General features: G+C 47.6%; 18 protein-coding genes. 2 read left to right on the top strand and 16 right to left on the bottom strand.

Annotated features, from left to right (window positions below; all coding sequences use genetic code 11):
• Nucleotides 1-154: 154 nt before the first annotated feature.
• Nucleotides 155-2320, top strand: a complete 2166-nt coding sequence (locus tag L6H65_RS17715) for a P-loop NTPase family protein (RefSeq protein ID WP_236343989.1) — start codon at nucleotides 155-157, stop codon at nucleotides 2318-2320.
• A 168-nt stretch (nucleotides 2321-2488) separates the two neighbouring features.
• On the opposite strand, the gene L6H65_RS17710 is transcribed toward L6H65_RS17715, so the two are convergent.
• The 7 genes from L6H65_RS17710 to L6H65_RS17680 form a co-directional block, all read right to left on the bottom strand.
• A complete protein-coding gene (locus tag L6H65_RS17710; RefSeq protein WP_236343988.1) occupies nucleotides 2489-4399 on the bottom strand; it encodes a hypothetical protein in 1911 nt (636 codons plus the stop codon).
• Nucleotides 4400-4404: 5 nt separating this feature from the next.
• The gene (locus L6H65_RS17705) at nucleotides 4405-6081 is read right to left on the bottom strand and encodes a VPA1262 family N-terminal domain-containing protein (RefSeq protein WP_236343987.1); all 1677 of its coding nucleotides are present in this window, start codon (nucleotides 6079-6081) and stop codon (nucleotides 4405-4407) included.
• Nucleotides 6082-6603: 522 nt separating this feature from the next.
• Nucleotides 6604-6765: a hypothetical protein gene (locus L6H65_RS17700; RefSeq protein ID WP_236343986.1), complete on the bottom strand. Its 162-nt coding sequence runs from the start codon at nucleotides 6763-6765 to the stop codon at nucleotides 6604-6606.
• On the bottom strand, nucleotides 6747-8261 hold the full coding sequence (gene rlmD, locus L6H65_RS17695; protein WP_236343985.1) for a 23S rRNA (uracil(1939)-C(5))-methyltransferase RlmD: 1515 nt from the start codon (nucleotides 8259-8261) through the stop codon (nucleotides 6747-6749). The genes L6H65_RS17700 and rlmD overlap by 19 nt, the downstream gene beginning before the upstream one ends.
• Before the next feature lie 81 nt (nucleotides 8262-8342).
• A complete protein-coding gene (locus L6H65_RS17690; RefSeq protein ID WP_236344051.1) occupies nucleotides 8343-9257 on the bottom strand; it encodes a diacylglycerol kinase in 915 nt (304 codons plus the stop codon).
• 51 nt (nucleotides 9258-9308) lie between these two features.
• Entirely contained in the window at nucleotides 9309-10289 is a 981-nt protein-coding gene (locus L6H65_RS17685) for a sirohydrochlorin chelatase (protein WP_236343984.1), read from the bottom strand.
• 4 nt (nucleotides 10290-10293) lie between these two features.
• Nucleotides 10294-10584 (bottom strand): YerC/YecD family TrpR-related protein, encoded by a 291-nt coding sequence (locus tag L6H65_RS17680; protein ID WP_219872075.1) that lies wholly within the window; start codon nucleotides 10582-10584, stop codon nucleotides 10294-10296.
• Between the two features lie 211 nt (nucleotides 10585-10795).
• On the opposite strand from L6H65_RS17680, the gene L6H65_RS17675 reads away from it, so the two are divergent.
• On the top strand, nucleotides 10796-11374 hold the full coding sequence (locus L6H65_RS17675) for a hypothetical protein (RefSeq protein WP_236343983.1): 579 nt from the start codon (nucleotides 10796-10798) through the stop codon (nucleotides 11372-11374).
• A gap of 216 nt (nucleotides 11375-11590) precedes the next feature.
• Here L6H65_RS17675 and L6H65_RS17670 read toward each other — a convergent pair whose 3' ends face one another.
• From L6H65_RS17670 to purH, 9 genes are all read right to left on the bottom strand, one after another.
• Entirely contained in the window at nucleotides 11591-12589 is a 999-nt protein-coding gene (locus tag L6H65_RS17670; protein ID WP_236343982.1) for an inorganic phosphate transporter, read from the bottom strand.
• Nucleotides 12590-12609: 20 nt separating this feature from the next.
• Nucleotides 12610-13221, bottom strand: coding sequence for a DUF47 domain-containing protein (locus L6H65_RS17665; protein ID WP_236343981.1), 612 nt, complete (start codon nucleotides 13219-13221; stop codon nucleotides 12610-12612).
• 284 nt (nucleotides 13222-13505) lie between these two features.
• On the bottom strand, nucleotides 13506-14588 hold the full coding sequence (locus L6H65_RS17660; protein WP_236343980.1) for a DUF3048 domain-containing protein: 1083 nt from the start codon (nucleotides 14586-14588) through the stop codon (nucleotides 13506-13508).
• 387 nt (nucleotides 14589-14975) lie between these two features.
• Entirely contained in the window at nucleotides 14976-16400 is a 1425-nt protein-coding gene (locus tag L6H65_RS17655) for a sensor histidine kinase (protein ID WP_236343979.1), read from the bottom strand.
• Entirely contained in the window at nucleotides 16397-17266 is an 870-nt protein-coding gene (locus L6H65_RS17650) for a response regulator transcription factor (RefSeq protein WP_236343978.1), read from the bottom strand. The genes L6H65_RS17655 and L6H65_RS17650 overlap by 4 nt, the downstream gene beginning before the upstream one ends.
• A gap of 87 nt (nucleotides 17267-17353) precedes the next feature.
• On the bottom strand, nucleotides 17354-18754 hold the full coding sequence (locus L6H65_RS17645; RefSeq protein WP_236343977.1) for an FG-GAP repeat domain-containing protein: 1401 nt from the start codon (nucleotides 18752-18754) through the stop codon (nucleotides 17354-17356).
• A gap of 92 nt (nucleotides 18755-18846) precedes the next feature.
• Nucleotides 18847-20133 (bottom strand): polysaccharide deacetylase family protein, encoded by a 1287-nt coding sequence (locus L6H65_RS17640; protein WP_236343976.1) that lies wholly within the window; start codon nucleotides 20131-20133, stop codon nucleotides 18847-18849.
• A 209-nt stretch (nucleotides 20134-20342) separates the two neighbouring features.
• A complete protein-coding gene (gene purD / locus L6H65_RS17635; RefSeq protein ID WP_236343975.1) occupies nucleotides 20343-21623 on the bottom strand; it encodes a phosphoribosylamine--glycine ligase in 1281 nt (426 codons plus the stop codon).
• 197 nt (nucleotides 21624-21820) lie between these two features.
• Complete coding sequence (gene purH / locus L6H65_RS17630) at nucleotides 21821-23368, bottom strand: bifunctional phosphoribosylaminoimidazolecarboxamide formyltransferase/IMP cyclohydrolase (protein WP_236343974.1); 1548 nt, start codon at nucleotides 23366-23368, stop codon at nucleotides 21821-21823.
• Nucleotides 23369-24125: the final 757 nt, after the last annotated feature.

Here is a 24125-nt window from a genome sequence, read left to right as displayed (position 1 = left end):
TTACCAGTCGGGGAGGCGTCAACGATGAGAAAAAACTTCAAGGTATGATCCTTTAATTATACAGGAGTTTATTTCCACGCGTTCTACCGCCCTACTTTCAAATGTATGGGCGGTTTTTAGTTTCCAAAAAAAAAACGTGGAAAGAGGTAATAAAATGCAAAAAACTGAAATCAATGCTGCCGATAAAAATGGGTTGCTCCTAGCACCGTATGTTAAGAGTCTGCTTGCTATTGGACCGACAGGAGTTGGCAAGACGGCCCTAGTAAAGCAATTTGCTTCTGTATTGTTTCATCCCCTATTGGACGACATTATAGGTGAAGGTAGTGGGACTGTTCGGGAAAAACGATTTATTTTTACTACCGCTCTAAAGGAGAGAATAATTGTTGCTGTCAAACCCAAGCAGCCATACGTGCCTTACGATGATTTTGTTAATAAAGCAGCAGGACCGCTAGCAGATTTGATTTCTCGTGATCATAAAAAGGTCAGAGAAATGGAGCAAACTCAAATTAACGAGGAACTGACAAAAAAAATCACACAACAGTTTTTCACAAAAAATAACACAGAAGCTCAGTATAATCTAATCGATGAAAAACTCGTAAACGCCACTGTGGAAAAACTATCAAAAGCCTTGAGTCCTTTTGCCCTTGAAAATGCCAGTTGGATTTATAACGAGTCTGTCAATAACACTGAGGAAAAAGATATTAAAAAACAATCTCGAAAGCTAAAAGAGCTTATTTTGATGAATACAGTTAATCATCTTCAAGCAAGCACGGAAACACGGACAGTCTTAGATGAACTGTACAATGAGCTCGAGCTCTTGCTCGGCGAAAAATTCCAAGCTTACTTTAATGAGAATGATGTTTCAGACGACGGCTACTTCTTTGTTGAACTGCATCATCATCAAATGGACAGTGAGTTTGCCAAAGCATTCTTTACAAACAATGATCTTCAAAAGGGAAAGCGCCTCTCGCTTGAGGTACTTTGCGAGGAAATCCTTATATATATACCAATGAATTCTGTGCTTGAAATGAATTTTGTTTCAAATGAAATAAATAGCACTCAGGTGAGCAAAGAGTTGCAGCAAACCTATGGCACGTTCGAGGGGCATTACGCATTTTCCTTGGAGGATACCCGCGGGCTTTATCACAACAGCGAGGATGATGAAGCAGAAAAAGTGAATCTGAGAAACTTCCTTTATAATAAGCAATATGATGCTCTTTTAGTTGTTCTTCCATTGATGAACAATCCCAACCAAAAAAAAATGATTAGTCATTTGTCTGAAATCCTTGAACAGTACAGAAAAGAAGTACCCTTTATCCTAATAGGCACTAAAGCAGATGAATTTGCTGATTCTATTAGAAAAGACGAAGCTGAGAAGGAGGAGGAGGGTCTTGAGGAGACTCTTGATCCAGAGGAATTGGGAGTAAAACTGGAAACAGAATACCAGGAACTTACTCGACCTATTCGGGAGAGTATGGTCCGGAAGAATCCAGCAGTAACATTACCAGTAATGTTTAAAAAACCGCTCGATAAGCAAGATCGTAAATACTTATATCCTTCTTTTAGCCCTGCACAGGTCGTTCCAATGATATTGAGCGCATTAGCCAAGGACTTTCTTGTTTCAAATACACGAATTCATTTTGTATTAAAAGACGAGGGCGCTCCCTTCAGAGTTCAAAAATCAGAGGTATTTAAAGTCCTTAGGAACTTCTGGCTCAGCGATCCATCTGTTAAATCACAAGTAATTGATCCTTCTCTTTCTAACATTTCAAAAAACACTGGATTAAACCCACATGGGAACAGTTGGAATACACTTGTGAGGAATCTTCGGGATGGCCATGGTTGGGTATCTAACATTAATGAAAATTATTTTTACAATTGCAAAAACATCACTATAACCTTCCCAACAAATGTCCAAAACTTTATTAACCCGAATCTTATTATTGCTCTGCTAGATTCAGCAGTAGAGTTAAATGGAGTCATTTCAGATGAGGATAAGGATGAGTTCCGTAAGAGAGTCATTCAATACTCAAATCCAGCAGCATTTGCTGCAGCAATACTGTATCGCCACATCATGGCAAATGTTCTCTCTACGAAATTCGGAAAAGAGCGTTTCCCAGAGTTTTTAAAAGCATCCGAGGAACTGCTTCGAACGAAGGATGCTCAGTTCGAATTGTACCATGAGTATATTGAAAATGGCTACCAGCAAGATTTGTTGATAGATAAAACAGAACACGTGCAAAAAATGATCTCTGCCCTGACAGATGCTTTGAATGCCGCTCTTATGTTTGTATTTAACTATCACGTAAAACAAGCCTAAAGTGTCGTCGCCCACGTTTGGTGGGCGAATTTCTGTTATATACCAGGAAATTTGTAAGTTATATTCTTGAAGCTTTAGCAATTTAGCTTAGCGGAATTTATGATATCTGTGTAGCCTGAATGCCCACGTCCAATGTCATACAATGATAATCACTGCCGCACTCATGGCTCATTTGATTTCTTCAAAGGTTTTTTTCATCCACTCAAGCAAGTTTTTATTGCGCTCCTTTTGTTCTGTGTAAGAAATCCATTGATTGTAAATTTGAGTAATTTGATGTTTGATTGATTCCGATAATCTCCCATCTTCTTTTGCTATATTTGCTCTCAACGAAGCAATACTAATTAATACTTGTTTCAAATTATCCAATCTTTTGATTTCCATTTCCACTTTAACAGAGTAATTAGAAGGATAATACTTATATAATCTACTCCACAATTGTTGCAATACTACATCAATTTCATCTGTATAATATCCATTTAGATGACGTAACCAATTGTGGAATTTTTCCCAAACATAATCATATATTTTTAAAGCTAGAGGACTTTTCGCTTCCCTAAGAAAGTCAGTTGCATGAATCGCCACAATATATAAATGAGTTATATTAGAAAATGATGAGTAATATTTTCCCGCTTGATATCCCCAACCTTCCGTGGGTAATTCAATAATTGAAAATGCTTCAATAATACTTACATCTGGTGATTTCAACAAAAACAATGCCTCACCCATCGCATGAAGTAATTCTTCATCATCTAAAATCATACCTGGCTGATACCAATAATACGTTTCTGTAGAAAGGAATGTTGAGTAAGCCCTCCACACTTCCTCCACCATATTCCTTCTGTTTTCTTGTTTACAAGCTATCCTGGCTCCGCTTAAAAGATAATTTTTTGATTTTTTTTCCAAAAATACATTAAAAGAAATTAAATCCAAGTTGTTGGAAAATAAAAAATCTAGCAATTTCCCACGTAATAGAACAACAAACTTAGTTCTATTATTCCTAGCATTTAGATGGCACAACATCGAAGTAGTTATTTCAACCGACAGTCCTTCGTCACTCGAATATAATAAATTGAAAACATCATCAATCCTCTTGGGTAATTCAATTTGCCAATTTATTTTCTCCTCTTCAACTTTTTGACGAAAAGTTTCATCACTTGCTTGAAACACTGTTCTCTTATCACTTTTGTTTACTAAATTTTCATCGATTTTTCTCCATAAATCCACAATAACCCAAATCAACAAAGCTACCTTTTCCTTCAATGTTTCTTTTTCTAATCCCTCAAAGTTTAAAAGGATAGAAAGAAATAATTCAGTTTCATCCAAATCCGAGACCTCTGTTAATGCATATTCTTGAAAATTTATCAGTGGAAGTTGTAAGACCCATTGCATCCATAATTTTTTGTCATATCGATGTATTAAGTTGGATTGAAAATTGAGTATTGGTTTAAAAGTAAAACCCTCTATCATCGACAACGATTTTTCAATAAACTCCCAAATATCAAGAGACTGTGCTCTTAAATCTTTGTGTCTTTCCATAAAATAATCCCAGTTGCTACGATTCATTAAGCTCCCTATTGGGTTCACTAATTCAAACGGATGCTCAAACTTGGGTAATACTAAAAGCCGCTCCACATTAGAATTAATTGTTTCGATTGGGAGATGAGCACACCAACTATCACAGATGACATACTCTCTTCTAATACTTGTATAGACTGTTTCCCAACTTTCAAAATCTTTCCCTGTTAAGTTTGCTAAATTCATTCCGATTAATTCATATATGCACTCGATTTCAAATTCAAACTCATATTCATAATTTTCATTCATTATTTGAAAAAGTTTGTTCTGAACAAAGATAAATGCCTTCATTAAATTAGATTCATCTATGGTGTTATTGCAAATTATCTTATCTTGTTGCGGACTCTGATTTTCACCCAATTGACTAAACCATTTTACAGTAAAAACCCTTATTTGTTCCATCCAATATTCGGAAGCCAATTGGTCACGAATACTTGATATTAGCAAATCCTTATCGATGTTTATATTACTTAAAGATAAGTTAAGCCTCCAATCACGGCCCATGCACTTCACCCTTTAACATGAATTAGTTTTTTAAATACTTTACATAAAACACTGAAGCATTTCTGTATATAATTCAAAGATGCTTCAGTTGATACTTTAACTCTCTCTTCTTCCAACCATTGATTTAAATCTATTGTCATTTTATCGTCCTGCCACCAATCCTCTACTTGATTAATTAATCGACTTGGGTCAGGAATACGAAATAGTGTTGTCGCTCTTGATCCGAATTCATTTAATGAACTACCTAACATGTATACTTCATCATCCAGTATCAAAAAACGGTCATGAAGTGGACTCTTGTTACTTCCTAATAGAAGTTTAGCTTCTATTCTTAATGATCTATCTTGGTAAAGAATGCTTTCGAGGACCTTGGACATTTTTTCTCCGTGTGTGAGATTACTAATGCTAGAGCCGTCAAAATTCTTTTTCAAAAAAAATTGTGAACTTAATAATTGTATACTTACGTCAGTATTAGAGACTAGTGTTGCAAAGCGGATAATGTCATCTCCAGAAAGATAAGTATCACATATTACACATCTACTGTTCGCACTGCCCAATAATTTTCTAATTACAGTTTTAGCATGCTGTAATGAAGATTCACCCCCAGGAAAATAAATGAAAACATGCTCTTTTTCTAATTTATTGAGCATTCGTCTTTCTTCACTTAATCTTAATTTTTGTGTAACTGATAAAACAGGGGGACTAGGAAAACTGTTAAAAGGATTTCTTGTTTCTACAATAATTTCTTCTTCAACCCCATCCTTCCTAGTATGAGTTATTCGTCTTGTTGGCCCTGAAATACTCGCGTTAGTAATAAATCCTTGGATGAATGAGCCTTTCATATCTTCTAAAATTGTACCATTTGGAGAATATATAATTGTTCGGAGTTCTTGGGGAGAACATGGTATTGGGATAACCATTTTTGTTTCAGTAATTTTAATATTTAACTCAAATCCATTCCCTTGAACCCTCTCATCTACTATTAATACTTTCCCACCAATTATTGATTTATTTTCTCTTTCACGAAAATCAAGTAGTACTTTGTTTCCCTCATTATTAATACTTTCTTTGAACTCACGTAAGTAAGAATTTGCAAAACAAAGGACTACACCACCCATGTATTCTTCATAATCAAGAAGATTAACAGAAATAACTTCTATCGAAAACTTTTCTATAATTTGTTTATCTTTAGCTGAAAATGAATTTAATGTTACCCCCTGTAAATCAAAGAGAGAACATACTCGTATTGAAACAGGACGATTTGGAAGTAGATCCAAGATAGCGTTCGCCTTATCCGAGTTATTAGATACCAGTACTGGAACTTCGTTCGGAGGTTCTGATTCAAGTACGTTTAGTGATATTAATTCATGTTTCTTACCTTCAATTTGGATGATCCTTTTTTGATTTTCTATACCTCGAAAAAACAAAATAGCATCTGCAGGATTATCTGTAAATGTGCGTATCGCATAAATTGTTCTATTCTCATCAAGTGATTCTCTAAGCATTGAATAAGTTTTAAGTTCTGTTTTATTCTCAATCACTTTGGAGAGGGGTTGTTCGGATGGACACATCTCTGCTACAGAAAATATATTAACAAATCGATTTGTATTTCTTTCATGAATAAATAAGCTTGTAATTTCAGAACGGACGTATTCAAGAGAAAATTCATCTAATGTTTTCATAGGTTGTTCCTCATATTCTTATATATTCAATGAGATCCAGAGTCAATTCTTCCCATCCCTGCTCCCAAAAGTTTTGACTTAATTTTGTTTTATATTGGATCAAAATTGACTGTTGATTTAAACAATACTCTCACCAATCAGACCAGTTTAACTCGTGGAAATTGGGTGCATATTTTATTTTCTGAACACCAAGTAAACGCCTAGTTCGTATATGTGGGCTAAAAAAGTTAAAGTTATGCAAGATCAAAGCATCAAAAACGAAGCAAGAAAAAAACTTACTGCACAAAGATTATGGCATTTCTGAAGTTTAACACAGATTCGCATAATATGGTGTACTACGAAAAGCCACCTTCGTTTTGCTATGAAAGTGGCCTTTTGTGGCGAGTAATTTTTTGTTCCACGTTTTAAGTTTACCTCATAAAAAATGAATATCAGATCATTTATGCACAGACTTATAAATCCAAAAAAACTCTCGCTAAAAGCACCCTCTTGGCTACATTGTCATTCTCACTAAACAAAAAACTAAAAACCAATCGTCATATCTACCCACTTCAAATCCAACACAACCGAAACCTTAATCGTATCTCTTAACACTTTGTTCTTATAGTCACCGTCATCCTGTACAAAGGAGAAATACTTCGCCGAATGCTTAAAACTATAGACTTCTAGGTATCGACTCGACATATCCCCACCACGCACTCCACATGTGTCGTATGCGGGAACATATCCACCGGCTGTACCTCAACTGTCCTATACCCGCCGTCCTCCAACACCCGCAGATCCCTTGCCAGCGTCGAAGGATTACACGACACATACACTACTCGCTGAGGTTGCATCGCGAGTATCGTCTCAAGCAATTCCGCATCGCAGCCTTTACGCGGCGGGTCCACCACAATGACGTCAGGCACAATACCTTCCTTCCGCCATCGCGGAATAACAACTTCTGCGGCCCCTGCTTCAAAAGTCGCATTACCAATGTCGTTCAGCTCCGCATTGCGCTTCGCATCCTCGATTGCCTCCGGCACAATCTCCACCCCATACACGCGGCCTGCGCGACGTGCAAGGAACAGCGAGATCGTACCGATTCCGCAGTACGCATCGATGACCGTTTCCACGCCGGTTAACCCCGCATACTCGACAGCTTTACGGTATAACTCCACCGTCTGAGCCGGATTCACCTGATAGAACGATCGAGCTGAGATGGCGAAACGAATCCCGTCCAGATCATCATAGATAACATCATTGCCCCACAGCACGCGAGTTTCATCGCCAAAAATCACATTAGTCTTCCTTGTATTCACATTCTGGACAATGCTCTTCACACTTGGAATGCTCTCGCGAATCCGTTCAATCCAACGATCCGCCAGCGGAATTTTTGGACCATTGGTTACTAGCACCACCATAGCCTCGCCTGAGACAACGCCAACGCGGGCCATAACATGGCGGAGCAGGCCTTTCCCCGTTTCCTCATTGTACGCGGTGATACCCAATTCTTGTCCAATTGCCTTCACGCGAGCAATGATATCATCATTACTTGCATGCTGAATCAGGCATTCATCCATATCAATAATGCGATGGCTTCCACGCGCATAAAACCCGCCGACCAGGCGCATCCCTTGCATTCCTTGCATCCCCTGCATTCCTTGCATTCCTTGCGTTCCTTGCACGCCTTTTACACCTTGCGTTCCCTGAAAATCATGCGCTTCCCGCATCCCCATCGGCACCTGCGCCTTATTCCGATAGCGCCAAGGCTCATCCATCCCGATAGTAGGATGTACAACCACACTTGTCCGCTTTTCCTCACCTGAAGGATCGGCGCCCCCAGCTTCACCATTAGCAACCCGCAGCTTCGCAATCCGCTCCAGGTTATCCACCACATGCTGCCGCTTCCAGCTTAGCTGGGCGGCATAATCCATATGCTGCAGCTGGCAGCCGCCGCATTGCTTATAGATCGCGCAAGGCGCATCCACACGGTCTGCGCTCTTCGCAACGATCTCCAGCAGCTTGGCGTAGCCATACTGCTTCTTCACCTTCAGCACCTTGGCCCGCACACGCTCGCCGGGAAGTGCCTCCTGAATAAAAAGGGTAAAGCCGTCTGCGCGGCCTACCCCTTCCCCATCATGCGTCAAGCCGACAATGTCGACGACAACCTCATCATTTTTGCTAACTGGCACACTCATGAGTACTATTCGCTCCGTTACACTCAATTTCCGCATCATTTCGCATTGCAATATTTGCATACTAACACATTGTATTATTCCCTAACGATACTTCGACTCCCCAGCCTCATCCACAAAAATCCTCAAATGCGACGGCAGAACCGTGAACGTACACGGAAGCGTCCCGCCATATTCCCCGTCCAAATTAAGCTGCACATAATCGGGTGTTGTGACCATTAGTTCCTTGGTCTTGAAATGCACCACATGCGGATCATTGAAATGCTCGCCACGTAGAGCGAGAGAAGCAATACGAATGAACTCCGCCAGATTGCACTTCTTCAGTACTACCACATCGAACATTCCGTCATCCAGCTGCGCTTCTGGAGCCAGCTTCTCGAAGCCGCCTACAGAATTGCTGTTGCAGATCAGGAACAGCATAATCTCCTCGTGGATCTCGCCAATTTCCTTCGCCTGGAGCTTGAGCTCAGTTGGCCGCAGCCGAGTCATCTTCTCCAAGCCCTTCATATAATAGGCGAGCTGCCCGATCATCGTCTTCAGCTTGCTCGGAACCTCATAAGTCAGCTCCGTCAGCGAGCCTCCGCCGGCAATATTGATGAAATACCGCTGATTCGCTCTGCCCAGATCAATGGGAACCGTATACTGCTGTGTGATGAGATCAATCGCATACTCCCAATGCTTCGGAATTCCAAGCGCTCTTGCAAAATCATTCGTCGTCCCCAGCGGCAAAATACCAAGTGGCGGGCGAGCTTCCTTCTCCGCGAGCCCGTTAATAATTTCATACAGCGTACCATCCCCGCCTGCCGCAATAATCATATCGAAGCCGCGGTCTGCCGCATCCTTCGCCGCAATCGTAGCATCGCCCTCGCAAGAGGTGGCGTGGCAGCTCGTCTCAATACCACCCTGCTCTAAACGCTGCAAAATATCCGGCAGCCGCCGTTTAATCTCTTCCCGCCCTGATGTCGGGTTATATATTAATCGTGCCCGCTTGTAAGACATCATGTCCGCCCCCATACATTCCGACCCGCTCATGAAACACAATCCACTCTACTATACAATAAACCCATCCAGCCATGCGTCAATCTGCCTGTTCATCCAACGCGCAATACAGGGATGAGGCAGCATCGACCGCCCATTGTAGCGATAGGCAAGCTCACCGAATCTAGCTGGAATAACCGTCCGTGTAAAATAACCCGTGCTCAAGAATAGCGGTACTACGATCACCGCTTGCTCCGGCTGCTTGCGCAGCATAACGCGCAGCTTGCAGGCCGCTTGATTCGGCAGCAGCATCGCAATCTCTGCTCCTGCATAACCGCCAAGCTCGCGCAGTCGACGCGCGAGCCCTGTCATGCCGCTTCGCCAGCGGCCATGGAATCCCGCTTCGACGGAGCCATGCGCCACAAGCAGCAGGCGCTCCCGGTCAGGAGCTTGCGACAGCTCGCGAATGTTGGAGAGCAGCAGCTCTGCAATCTCCGGATCATCATCAATCGGCTGTCCGAAGTGTATCCGCAACCGCTGATTCTCGTCGGAGCCGCCGCTGGCCTCAGAGCCGTCCCTAAAACCGCTGCAGTCACCATATCCCGCACTATTGTCTGTACCGCCATCCGCACTGCTTTCCGCACTACTTTCCGTAGTACTTTCCGCACTACTATCCGTACTGCTTTCCGCACTACTATCAGCCCTGCCATCAGCACTGCTTCCGCCAAGTCGAAACGGCTCCAGCTCACCCTTGCGGGATGCCGATACGGGTGGCAGGCCAAACGCCTGTGCAATATCATCCACATGTGTACTGCCGGACGACACAAAGAGCGGAAGAACGTACACATCCGTTACGCCTTCCGCTGCTAGCTGATCGATTCCGTCTTGAATAAGCCGACCATCGACAATTTCCAAAAACGATGAGACCACCGGCACTCCGCCAATCGGCCAATTCACATAAGCCGCGGCGACGTCCGCTACCGCTTCATCCACAAGGCGCACCCATTCGGCTTCGCGCGACCCATGACTAATGACGAGAATTCCTGGCTTCATCGACTTATCGTCCCGCGCGCTCCAGCGCCATCCGATAGCCGTCATTGCCATAATTGAGGCAGCGCTTCACACGCGAGATTGTCGCCGTGCTGGCGCCCGTCTCCGCTTCGATCTGATTATAAGTAGAGCCCTTGCCCAGCATACGCGCCACTTCAAGCCGCTGCGACAAGGACTGAATCTCATTTACCGTGCACAAATCATCAAAGAAAACATAACATTCCTCTACCGTCTTCAGCGTAAGAACCGCCTCGAACAGCTGGTCAATCGTCTTGTCGTTCAGTTTCTTTAGCTGCATCATCTGCTCACTCCTACGAGAACTAATTATTCTTCTCATTGTATCGGTTTCCCTGCTACTTTTCAAGCATTACCGTATTCACGCTTCACCGAACAGAAGAGCTGAAACCGCTCCGATTAATAATAATCCTGCCACAATCGGGCATTCGTCCAATCCTTATGTTTGCCTATCCCATAGACTAATACCAAAACCATCAAAGGTTGTGATCCGCGTGAAATACCGCTACGATCCGTCTATGAGAAGCGTGCAGCAGCAGCCCCCGCCCCAACGCCAGAACGAGAGCGCCTTTCCCGGCATCTCAGAGCCCTTTTTCAGCGGAGGCAGCAGCAATAGCAGCAGCATGGGATCAGGCATGCTTGTTCCATTCGATACCTCGCAGTTCCAATCGAATACACCATCTATAATGATTCAACCAGTAACAACACCGATCAATCTTTCGCCCGCCGCCCCGTCAACGACAGCCGACATAGTCGAAACAGCCAAAGAATCCAGCGGCTTCTCCCTTGGCAACAGCTTGAATGATATTAAAGGCTTCGTCGATCGCATCGGCGGAATCGACGGGATCGTCTCCACCATGACAAAGGTGCAGAAGGTCGTCAGCAGCGTCTCCCAGATGGCGCCGCTTATCAAGGTTCTTGCCGGCTCCTTCGGCAAGAAGGGCGCTTCCGCCGCTATCGCCGATGATGATAACGAGGGCTTCAGGCCGCGTCGCAGAAAACGCCGCCGTACCGGCGGCGGAGCAGGCAGCGCACCCGGACAGCGTCGCCGCCCACGCCCGCGCAAACGCTAAAAAGCCACCCTGCCACATGGCAACTGCACACGGTGCGAAAACGCACTGCCAATAATTGCATGCTTTGCATGTTTCGCATCACATCGCAATCCCATCCCACCGCACCACCAGAAGCCCACAGTCCCCTGTGGGCCTCCCCATAATAAAAGCCGGACACCGGCAGGCTGCGCTCCTAAGCGCCTGCCTGCCAGCATCCAGCTTCAAATTAACACCCGTTTACATAAACAATTCCATTACACGGTACACCAGAAACGCAATAATCATCGAAATCGGAATCGTAATAATCCAGGACATAATGATCCGTCCGGCCATTCCCCACTTCACCGCAGAGAAGCGTTTGGCGCTGCCGACGCCGAGAATCGCCGATGTAATAACATGCGTCGTACTAACCGGCAGATGCGCCAGCGTAGCGGTCAAAATAACCGTGGCTGACGTAACGTCAGCGGCAAAGCCGTTGATCGGTTCGATTTTGAAAATTTTCGTACCCATCGTCTTAATAATTTTCCATCCGCCGAGGGAAGTGCCGAGCGCCATTGCGAGGGCAGCAGACACCTTGACCCACCATGGGATGACATTAATATCTTCATGCAATTCCGCCGCCACAAGCGCAAAGGTCATAATCCCCATCGCCTTTTGCGCATCATTCGTACCGTGCGTGAACGATTGGAATGCAGCCGTAATCATTTGCCCTGTGCGAAAGCCCTTATTAACCTGATGAGGGCTCGATTTGGCGAAGACCTTCTTCAAGATCCACATGACCGCGAAGCCTGCGGCAAAAGCAATCAGCGGCGACAGCACCAGCACCTGAACGATACTGATAAATCCGCTCGCATTAATGCCGGCAAGTCCATTGGCACTGACGACCGCTCCCGCAAGAGAGCCGATAAGCGCATGGGAGGAGGACGACGGAATGCCGAACCACCATGTAATGAGATTCCATGCAATAGCTGATATAAGCGTTGCAATGATAACCTCGACACCGTTGGCGATCGTCGTCGGATCGGCCACGCCGCCCCCGATCATTTTCGCTACGCCTGTAAACATAATCGCACCGACAAAGTTCATCGTCGAAGCGATTAATATCGCCATTCTCGGGGACAATGCCCTCGTCGATACCGACGTCGCAATTGCATTCGCCGTATCGTGAAATCCATTTATAAAATCAAATGCCAACGCTAGAAAAATAACAATACCAACTAAAATATAAATATCCATAGCCGCCCGTCACCTGCTCCTTAGCTGTTACGCATGATGATCGTTTCAAGAGTGTTGGCGACATCTTCGCAATAATCTGTCGTCTGTTCAAGCCGTTCATAAATCTCTTTGCGTTTAATCAGCTCAATAGGGTCGTTTTCCTTGGCGAACAGGCTTTTCACGCATACACGCAGCAGATCATCGGCTTGATTCTCCAGCTCGTTGATATGTATAGCGGGCTCGCGAATGGCAAGCAGCTTCTTCTCCGAGAGCAAGTAGATCGCTTTCTTGATTTGCTGCGCACAGCGGAGAATATTGTCCGCGAACAGCTGAATGTACTCGTCCGGCTCGCGAACATCATACATTTCGAAGCGCGACGCACAAGCTTCAATGCCATCCAGCACATCATCGAGCGAAGTCGTGAGCGCCATAATGTCCTCGCGTTCAATTGGAGTAATGAACGTCTTGTTAAGCTCCGTCAGAATCGTGTGTACATGTCGATCGCATTTGGTTTCGTACTCTTTCATCGTCTTTGCAAACTGAGTAACATCGTCGATTTTCGAAACATTCTGTTCGAAGTACTGTACAGCCTCCAGCAGAATGTCCGCCATCGCTTCCAGCGTCGTAAAAAACACATCTTTTCTTTTGAACATCGGTAAGATATCCCCTTCGTCATGTGCAGAATAACGTTATCGGTACACAAATAACCGACAATATCTTAACATAGTTTACCTTTCAATTGTTAAGGGATTGTAAAGGTTTTATGACAATTTTCAAATTATCAGCAGAAATCGAGGTTTTTTTTCAATTCCTTATCTTCTATTGTTTTCTGACAACCCTGTTTCTACTCCTCATCCCCGCATTTTCACGCAAAAAAGCCGCAAGCAGCAAATTGCTGCTCACGACTCCCTCGAATAAAGCCTACAATCCCCATCCATTAACTCAACTTCACATGCTCCGCAAAGGTCGGCTTGTTCGGAACAACATGATAATACGTTTTGCCGGGAACAAACGGCAATTCCTTCCCGTCCTTCATCAATCGGATCACACCATCGCCGCCGCGCTCCCACGTACAATCGACAGCTTTGCCCAGCTGAATCAGTATTGCCGGTCCGCCGGATTCCAGATCAATTTCCAATCGTCCAACATCGTCATACACCTTATGCGTGGCGCTGAGCACAGCGATATTCGTTGTTGTCAGCTGCTTCTCCGTCGTCAAATCGGTATGCGGCTTATCTTTTATCGAACGAGCATATAAGTTCTGAACAGCATCATACACATAGGAAACCTTATAATCCTTGAGCAGAAATTTAATTTCAACATTCGTTGCAGCAGTTCCCGCAGCTGTCGCGCCCTCCGCTGAAAAAGGATAGGTTGGAATAGGTGTGGTGCTTGTATATTTCTTCTTCTCCGCTCCCGCACGAAGCTTCTCCAGATCGGAATACAGATTATGCGGCGCCTTGCGGAACTTCTCCCGCCAGAAGTAGCTGCCCGCATTCGTTATCTCATCCAGATAAGGCTTCTTCTGACGCTGCAGAATCGCATACCCGTCTGGACTGCCGCCCGCATGCGCCAACACGGCCCCGTACGACTCGCCCAGTGAGATCAGATAAGGCCGGATGCTGCGGATCGGTCCGATAGGGCCAGTAAATTCATCACTTTGAAAAATCGCCACCAGCCGCGTAATGCCACCCTCAGCCAGCACCTCCCATACCATATCGGCATGCGGCAGGCCGGATTGCGGGCGCGCAGCTGAATAATTGTTAATCATGACCGCAATCGGCCGTTTAACCGCTTCCTGCTGCAGTCCAGCACCTGTGAGCGGTGCGACATAGGCAGGCGCCGTTTCCACAGGCGGCGGAGCAGGCTGCTCCTCCTCCACCGGAGGCGGCGTCTGATCCGTCAGCGGCTTGGGCTCCTCCGTGGTTTCTCCACAGCCTGCCAGCAGAGCGGCAAGCAATATTGCCGTCAACCCCATTCCAACTGCGAGACGTAAGCGGTTCCAGATTCTATCAAACATATGTACGCCCACCTTCACCTCAAGTTACCCGGAATAACCCGGTTCCCTTATTAAACCATATGTATCGTTCCGTTGTCTCGCATTTCATGTCATTCCCGCGCATTCACGGCAGCTGCAGCACAGCTCCCGGCGCGCGATGTTTCGCTGCATGACGGCGGTCAGTCGACCACAATTCCAACAGACAGGGTATACGCTGCAGGCTGCTTCGCATACTACCTAGAAGCGTACAGCAGCAATTAGCGATAGGAGGTCATGAAGCATATGCGTGAATTTTTTGACTGGATCGCCCTTCACTGGCTGGCAGTGTCCCTGGTCTTCATCTCTGCGCTGGCACTTGCCTATATTTTCGTCAAGCGCAAATCACTATTCTATAAAGAGTAGCGGCAGCTAGGCGGTGCTCTCCTGCTTGCCTGGGAGCGGCTGCTGAACAAGCGGAACCGTCAGCGTGACAACTGTCCCCTCGCCGACAACACTATCCACGCGGAGCGTGCCTCCGTGCAGCTCCACAATTTCCTTGCAAATTGCAAGGCCGAGCCCACTCCCCGCTCGCTGGCTGCTGCCTTTATAGAACTTGTCCGTAATATGCGGCAGATCCTCCGGTTGAATGCCGCGGCCTGTATCGGCAATACTAATTCGCGCCCAATCTGGAGAGGCAGCAGCAGCGGCAATCGTAATCTCGCCGCCTGATGGCGTGAATTTGAGCGCATTGTCGAGCACATTGATGAACACCTGCTTCAGACGATTGGCATCTGCTTCTACCATTAGAGGCATATCGCTCAGAATGCCGATCAGCTTGACGCCTTCGCGCTGCCCGCGAACCTCGAACTGCCGTATCGTTTCCTTAATCGGCTTGAGCAGGTCAAGCGTCTCCGGATGGAGAACGATGCTTTTCGCATACAGCTTGGAGAAATCCAGCAGATCCTCGACCAGCCCCGACAGACGTTCCGTCTCGCGATCAATGACAGCCAGACCAAGCTGCAGCTCATCTACATCTGTCAGATCTCCCGAGGCCAGCGTCTCGCTCCAGCCCTTGATGGAAGTGAGTGGAGTGCGCAGCTCATGAGAGATGGATGAGATAAAATCATTTTTCAGCTTCTCCCGCCTTGTCAGCTCAGCTGCCATCTTGTTCAGCGTCTCAGCCAACCGCCCGATCTCGTCACGTTCATACAGCGAGGCACGGCGTGACCAATCCCCTTCCCCCATCTGCTCGGCGACAAGCGTCAGATTTCGGATCGGTCTGGCGATCCGGTTGGCCAGCAGCACACTCATCATGAAGAAGAGCAGGACGACGACAGCGCCAACAAGAACAGTCAGCCATAGCATGTTCCGAACCAATGCATCGATCCGCTCCAATGAGGAGGAGTAGCGAAACATCGCAACAACGCGCCCATTATCCACAACAGGCACCGTTACAGCCGCTATCCTCTCATTCGTCGTTTCATCATAGCCGCGCCAGGAACCGGTTTCGCCGTTCATCGCCTGTATGACGTCAGGCGTCCCCAATGTCCCGACTGCCCCGCTAAGACCGTTGCTTTCCACAACGATAAGCCCGGAGTAGTCGAGAAGCTGCAGATGGATGGAGCCTTCCGTCATATTTTGCAGCATATACTCCGCCTTCGACTGAAGCGGCCTGGTAGCAATACTCCGATTATGGAGCGCAGCTTCCGTTTGGGCACGCTGGAGCAGCGCTCCCTCTGCACCGCCATAATAATAATTCCATACCAGCGTTACAAACATAGACCCCAGCATGACGACGACGAGCATAATGAGAACGCCATAGCTCCATACCATCCGAGATCGTAGACTGTTCATCGCCCTTCGCCCCGTTTCCACCTGTAGCCATAACCCCATAACGTTTCGATATATTTCGGCTCAGACGGTTCATCCTCGATTTTCTGACGAATTCGGCGAATATTCACATCCACAATTTTCAAGTCCCCGATAAAATGGCGCCCCCACACCGCGTCCAAAATTTCGTCACGGCTAAGCCCAGCGCCCTCCCGCTCCAGAAGCAGATTAACAAGTGTCCACTCCGTAGGCGTAAGCACAATTTCTTCGTTTTCCTTCCATAGCTTGCGCTCCAACGCCGATAAGCGAAACGGTCCCGAATGCAGTTCACTCCGCAAGAGGCGGGACCCTTCACCTGCAACATGCAGTCCGCTCGCATCGCTCCTATCAGAATCAGACCCATACGCGCCTGTCTCATCGACGGTCGCCCCGACTTCCGCTTCAGCCGTTCCATCATTCCGACTTCCCTCAGCGCCCTGCATCATAAGCGGCGAGGCTGAATCCTGCCAAGACAGGCCGCCCGGCATCATCCGGCGATGCAGCGCCTTAAGTCTGGCGATCAGCTCGCCGGGACTGAACGGCTTCTGAATATAGTCATCTGCGCCAAGCTCCAGACCAAGAATCTTATCCTCCTCCTGAGACTTGGCTGTCAGCATAATAATGCCCATACGCGGGAACTGTCCCCGCAGTTGCTCGCACACTTCGAATCCGCTGATCGTCGGCAGCATGACATCCAACAGTGCAGCATCGAATGGAGGGGAGGCCGCTTCCGCTAAAGCGAGCGCAGTTTCGCCATCCTCCGCTTCAACAACCTCCATTCCGTTCCGTTTCAAATTGATTCGAACGAAACCACGAATCGCTTCCTCGTCCTCAAGCAATAAAATGCGCAATGCTTCAACCCCCCTCTCATTCCAAGCACAGTGCCTGGTAATCTATGCTTCCAATCCCTATCCTCGCAGGGGCATCAACACGGCTTGTCACCTTGGAGGCAGCAGCTTGAACAGCTTGTCCAAGCCACTCTTATCGGGCTGCACATGCCAGAACATTTCCTTCTCGCCTTTGCTCCACTCGGCAGACGGCTCCCCCCATAAGACTGCGTACTGGATGCCGGCCGCTTTAAGCAGCTCGTCATAATGAATCCCTTTGTCCTGCCATTTCTGCTCAGCCTGTCTCCAATCCGCAGTAGGGAAGGCATATATGGTGAACATTGGAGCACTATGCGCCGATTTCGTATTCATATATTCGAACACAATACCTGCATGCTCATCTTCCGGCCTGCTTACAGTGTAGCGCCCCCTCCATTTCAGCGGAACATCTACGATAAAGCCCTGCATGTGATTGACGTACCGCTCCTTAACGAGCTGGAACCCATCGAATCCATCCCACTGCTTGTACTGCTGGATCCACAGCGTCTCCGCATAGGAAGTATCCGGCTTCTGGCCCGGCGCCTCTTGCAGAACATGCAAATCAAGAATGCCATCCGCATTTCCATCGCCGCTTTCCGTGGAATATACATTATCCCCCTCATTGGGAATGTTTGACCTCGTGGATGGATAGACTTGTTTCAGATTCCCGTTGCTCCAGGCGAACATCGTCGTCGTGGAAGAATGAGCGCCTATACTTGCCTCCGTTACAATGCCATACCGATCCTCTGCAATTTTGCCAACCTTCAAATTGTAATACCGGTTCACAATTCCGTTCAAAGGAATTGACATCGCTTTATAGAACGCCCAATGCTTGACCCGATAGATGCGAAGAGATGCCTGCTTTCCTTCGCGATCCAACACAATAGTTACGACCTCCGTGTCCCCATCCCCGTCCACATTGCCAACTTCCAGCGTATCATAAGGCAGCTCAGCAATCGGCAGCAGAGGCTCCTTGCCTGAGTGGTACTGGCGGACCTGATACACATTCAGCAAAAATTCCGGCTGACCGTATACTTTCCATCCGATCATCACCTCTGACTGACCATTGTCATCCAGATCTTCAACCACAATCCGATCAATCCCGTAGCTGGACATTTCAGCGAACGTGAACCAGTAGTTCCAGGTCCCGTCCTCTCTTCCTCTCAGCACCATCACCTGTTGATTACCGTTCTCATTCATGAATGATACGAGAGCATCTACAATACCATCGTTATCGACATCGCCCATCACAACTGCCGAGGTTGCTTGCGGGTGCAACTGAAGCGATAATTTCGCCTTGGCCGGAAGCGCGTTCTTCATCGCATCTGCGAGTCTTTCTGTCTCTGGCATTACTTGCGGATTCTGCAGCAGATCAGCAGGAGTGGCCGTATATTGACACCCTGTAAGCCCGAACAAGCCAATTAGAATGAATCCCATTATTCCCAATCGCCGTCCGAGGCGTAATAACATCATCTCGCCACCCTCCCGTCAATCCGATAGCAATGAGCGCTGCAGCTGCCATGGCGCATTACTTCTTCTCCACCGCATTGCTGCAGCCATGGCGCTTACTTCTTCTCCGCCGCATTGCGCTGCTCATTGGCAGACAACAGCTCGTCCACCGTCACAAACGTATATCCCTTCTTGCTCAAATCCTCAATAATGAGCGGAAGCAGCTCAACCGTGTTTTTCAGATGCTTGCTGCCAAAAGAATGCATCAGAATAATACCGCCAGGCTTCGTATTCTTATTCACATTTGCCCGCATCCTGGCGACCGATTCGCCCGCCCAATCTCGGGTATCCACCGTCCAGCCGATCAACTCGCGGTTGTTGTCCTTCATTATGCTTCTTACGAGCGGAGACAGAGCCCCATACGGCGCACGAACCAAACGCGGCACATAACCGGCCGTCTTCTCGATAAGATGATCCGTCCATTTAATTTCCTCTTTAATCGTCTTGCTGTCAAGCTTGGATAAATTCGGATGATGATAAGAATGATTGCCGATCACATGTCCATCCTGAGCAATGCGCTTCATAATTTCCGGATACTTCTTAACCTGTATGCCTACCGTGAAGAACGTTGCCTTGAGCTTATATTCCCGTAAAATATCCAGTATATCCATCGTATAATTCTTATCCGGTCCATCGTCGAAAGTCAAGGCTACCAGCTTGGCACTCGATGGAGCTTCATAATCGACAATAGGAGAGGTCGTCTTATCGAGCTCGAAAGAAGAAGCCGGCTTGTTCGGACTCCCATCCTCTTCAGGAGCAGCTGCTCCCCCTTGCGGCTTCTCGCCCTTACTGCTATTATCGTCTCTGCCACCAGGCGTTTCACCCTTACTATTATTATCGTCTCCGCCATCAGGCGTTTCGTCCTTACTATTATCATCGTCTCCGCCACCCGGCGTTTCGCCCTTACTATTATTATCGTCTCCGCCACCAGTCGCTTCGCCCTTACTATTATTATCGTCTCCGCCACCAGGCGCTTCGCCCTTACTATTATTATCGTCTCCGCCACCAGGCGCTTCGCCCTTACTATTATTATCGTCTCCGCCATCAGGCGTTTCGCCCTTACGATCGTCTGTCCCTTCTTGCTCGCCCCCGTCACTTTCATTCGAAGCGTCAGCAGGACTGTCCTTCCCGTCCTTATTTGATTCCGCCCCAGTTAAATCGCCTTTATTCTGGCTATTGTCCCACTCAGCGCCGTCTTGACTTGATCCCGACCATACCTCATTGTTCCACACAAGTAATCCGCTGCGCGTATTGCATCCCGCAACAAGAACAATCCATGCTACAACAAAAACAATAAAGACAACGAAAAACCGCCGCCGCTTCTTCCTTCTCACACTATTCATGATGTCAAAACTCCCTCGCTGCCTTATAGTGTCATCCTATAGGAGCAGAGCCAGGAAGTCGTTACAAACTAGTAACATGAACCTCCATACAGCGAGGTAATTTTACCCATAATAAATACACAACAAAAATTTCCAATTTATATAATAAAAAGCCGCCGTTCCCTCTCCAAACAGGGACACGGCGGCTTCAACAGCCTTTCAGTAGACAGCTAGCCTTTCAGCACTGCTTTTGTCGCTTTAGCGCCAATGTCCGAACGGCAATGCATGCCTTCGAACGAAATGACAGCGGCGGCTTCATACGCATGTGCGCGAGCCTCTGCAATATCGCGGCCACGGCCTACAATACCGAGTACGCGTCCACCGTTCGTCACGATGCTGCCGTTATGCTCGGCCGTCCCGGCATGGAACACAAGAGCGCCCAACGCTTTGGCGGCATCGAGCCCTTCAATGGCCTGACCAGTCCCGTATGGACCGGGGTATCCGCCAGATGCGGCAACAACACATACAGCCGCTTCATCGCTCCATTCAATATCAATCGCATCCAGACGACCGTTAAGCGCTGCCAGAATAATATCGAGCAGATCCGTCTTCAGGCGCGGAAGCACCACCTGTGTCTCCGGATCGCCCATGCGCGCATTAAATTCTATCGTCTTCACGCCGTCCTTCGTCATAATGAGCCCTGCGAACAGCACGCCGCGGAACGGACGTCCTTCGCTGACCATCGCTTTGGCAGTCGGCTTAATAATATTTTCAATCGCATCCTCGACCAATGCTGGGTCGATATGCGGCAGTGGCGAATATGTGCCCATCCCGCCTGTATTCGGACCTTTGTCATCATCGAATACAGGCTTGTGATCCTGTGCAGGAACCATCGCGCGTACAGTCTCGCCATCGACGAATGCGAGAATCGACATCTCCTGTCCTTCAAGGAACTCTTCGATGACGATGCTGCCGCCCGACTCTCCGAACACCTTGTCCACCATCATCTCGTGCAGCGCCTTCTCCGCTTCCTCAATCGTGAACGCAACAGTAACCCCTTTGCCAGCTGCCAGACCATCGGCCTTCACCACGATTGGCGCGGACTGCTGGCGCAAATAAGCAAGCGCAGATTCATAATCCGTGAACGACTCATATTTCGCCGTTGGAATATTATAGGCCTTGAGCAGGTCCTTCATAAAAATTTTGCTGCTCTCAATCGACGCCGCATTCTTCCGGGGTCCAAAGATCGGAATATTCCGCTCCTCGAAAGCGTCTACAATTCCACCCGCAAGCGGATCATCCGGACCGACCACAACGAGGTCCACCGCATTATCGATCGCGAATTGAATCAAATCCCCGAACCGGTTAACCGGAATCGGCACACACTCCGCCAGCTCAGCGATACCCGCATTGCCAGGCGCACAATAAATTTGCTTCACCTTGTCGCTCTTATTAAGCGCCCATACAATAGCGTGCTCGCGCCCGCCGCCGCCAATTACCATAATACGCACAGAAAAACCCTCCTATTGGGACTGAATAGTAAAGTCATAGCCAGAACCGCTACATGTGTGGCAAACATAGAGGGCAAGCGGGACATGCCCCCGCAAAGTGCGAGACATGCGGTCGCGGGACATGCCCTGCAAAGTGCGAGACATGCCGATCACCGCTTGTCCTTAAACAATCCGCTTGCCCTAACCTTGCCTTACTATTAGTGTTTGAAATGACGAACGCCGGTCACAACCATTGCAATGTTGTTCGCATTGGCGACTGCAATGGACTCCTCGTCCTTAATAGAGCCGCCTGGCTGAATGACTGCCGTAATGCCAGCCTTTGCAGCCATCTCTAGCGTATCGCCCATTGGGAAGAACGCATCCGATGCCAGCACCGCACCCTTCGCCTTCTCGCCTGCTTGTTCAATTGCAATGCGAGCTGCGCCTACGCGGTTCATCTGACCTGCGCCTACGCCAACCGTCATGCTGTCCGAAGCAAGTAGAATTGCATTCGACTTCACATGCTTCACGATTTTCCAGCCAAACAGCAGCTGCTTCAGCTCTTCCTCGGTCGGCTGGCGGTTCGTAACAACCTTAATATCGTCTGGCGACAAGCTGTGAACATCGCTCTCCTGTACGAGCATCCCGCCGTCAACGCTCGTAACGAGCCATTCCGGCTTGCGCTCTGCAGCCGCTTGGAACTCGCCAAGCTTGAGCAGGCGGATATTCTTCTTCTTCGTCAGTATATCCAGCGCTTCAGGCGTGAAATCCGGCGCAATAATAATTTCGAGGAAAATTTCGCCGAGCAGTCCAGCCGTATCCGCGCCAATCGTGCGGTTAGCCGCAACGATGCCGCCGAAGATCGAGGTTGGATCAGATGCATAGGCTTTCTGATACGCCTCATGAATATCCTTGCCGATTCCTACGCCGCAAGGGTTCATATGTTTTACCGCAACAACGGCTGGCTCAACGAATTCTTTTACAATCGCAAGCGCCGCATTAGCATCATTAATATTATTGTAGGACAGCTCCTTGCCGTGCAGTTGCTCAGCCGTAGTAATATTGCCTTGCGCAGCTAGCGGCTTGCGGTAGAAGGCAGCTTTCTGATGAGGATTCTCGCCATAGCGCAGATCCTGCACCTTCTCGTACGTCACCGTGTAGCGCTCAGGCAGCGGATTGCCGCCCAGCTTGGACAGGTAGTCCCCGATCAGCGCATCGTAAGCGCCGGTGTGGCGGAATACTTTGGCTGCGAGCGCCTTGCGCGTTTCCAGTGTCGTATCGCCGCCAGCCTTTACTTCCTCAAGCACAGCGCCATAGTCCGCCGCATCGACAACAACCGTTACGAAGGCATGATTTTTCGCTGCAGAACGAAGCATAGTCGGGCCGCCGATATCGATATTCTCAATGGCATCCTCATAAGAAACATTCGGCTTCGCGATTGTCTCTGCAAAAGGATACAGGTTCACGACAACGAGGTCGATGTAGCCAAGGCCAAGCTCCTCCATCACCTTCTGATGCTCTTCGTCGTCACGAACAGCGAGCAGGCCGCTATGTACAGCAGGATGGAGCGTCTTCACGCGTCCGTCAAGAATTTCCGGGAACCCGGTCACATCGGAAATTCCGATGACGGGAAGACCTTCCTTCTCCAGCAGGCTCGCAGTACCGCCCGTCGAAATAATTTCCACACCCAGGTCCGCAAGCGCACGCGAAAACTCAATAATACCTGTTTTATCCGACACACTAATTAAAGCTCTCCGAATTGCCACTTTTGTATCCTCCTTAAAATTCTGTTGCCTTTCCTTCGAGCAACTGCTCCGTTCATGCGTGTATATGGCACAGTTTCTACGAAATGCGGCATCGTCTCAGTGAATATACAACCATTTACACACATATGCGGCACCATAAATACAACCATTTCCGCACATATGCGACGCCATAACTGCCAATACACACCATAAATCACGCGAATATGCGGTACCATAATATGAAATATATACCATATAATCTTCAATATGTGGTACCGTTTCTGCGCATTTATTGCACCATTTCCGCGTATATGTGGTACCGTCTCTGCGCATTTATTGCACCATTTTCGCGTATATGTGGTACCGTCTCATCATTTACATGAAAATCCCAAGCCTGCTAAGAAAGATCACCGGGAACATTCTCAGTGAGTATACTGCACTAGCCAAATTTCCCTCTCCGATAGTCAGAACTCGGCTTACAGCAACAATCGATGTGGTTTCTGGCGCTCTCCACCAGCTGTAAGAGGATTTTTCCGTCTTACAGCTGCTCGCTCGCCACTTTTCCGTGCTGTAACATCGATTTTCATGCTTACAGCAACAATCGATGTGGTTTCTAGCGCTCTTCACCAGCTGTAAGAGGATTTTTCCGTCTTACAACTGCTCGCTCGCCACTTTTCCGTGCTGTAACAACGATTTTCACGCTTACAGCGACAAACGATGTGGTTTCTGGCGCTCTTCACCAGCTGTAAGAGGATTTTTCCGTCTTACAGCTGCTCGC

The sequence above is a fragment of the Paenibacillus plantiphilus genome, assembly GCF_927798095.1.
Lineage (GTDB): Bacteria > Bacillota > Bacilli > Paenibacillales > Paenibacillaceae > Paenibacillus_Z > Paenibacillus_Z plantiphilus.
This window is presented reverse-complemented; position numbering and strand designations above follow the sequence as displayed.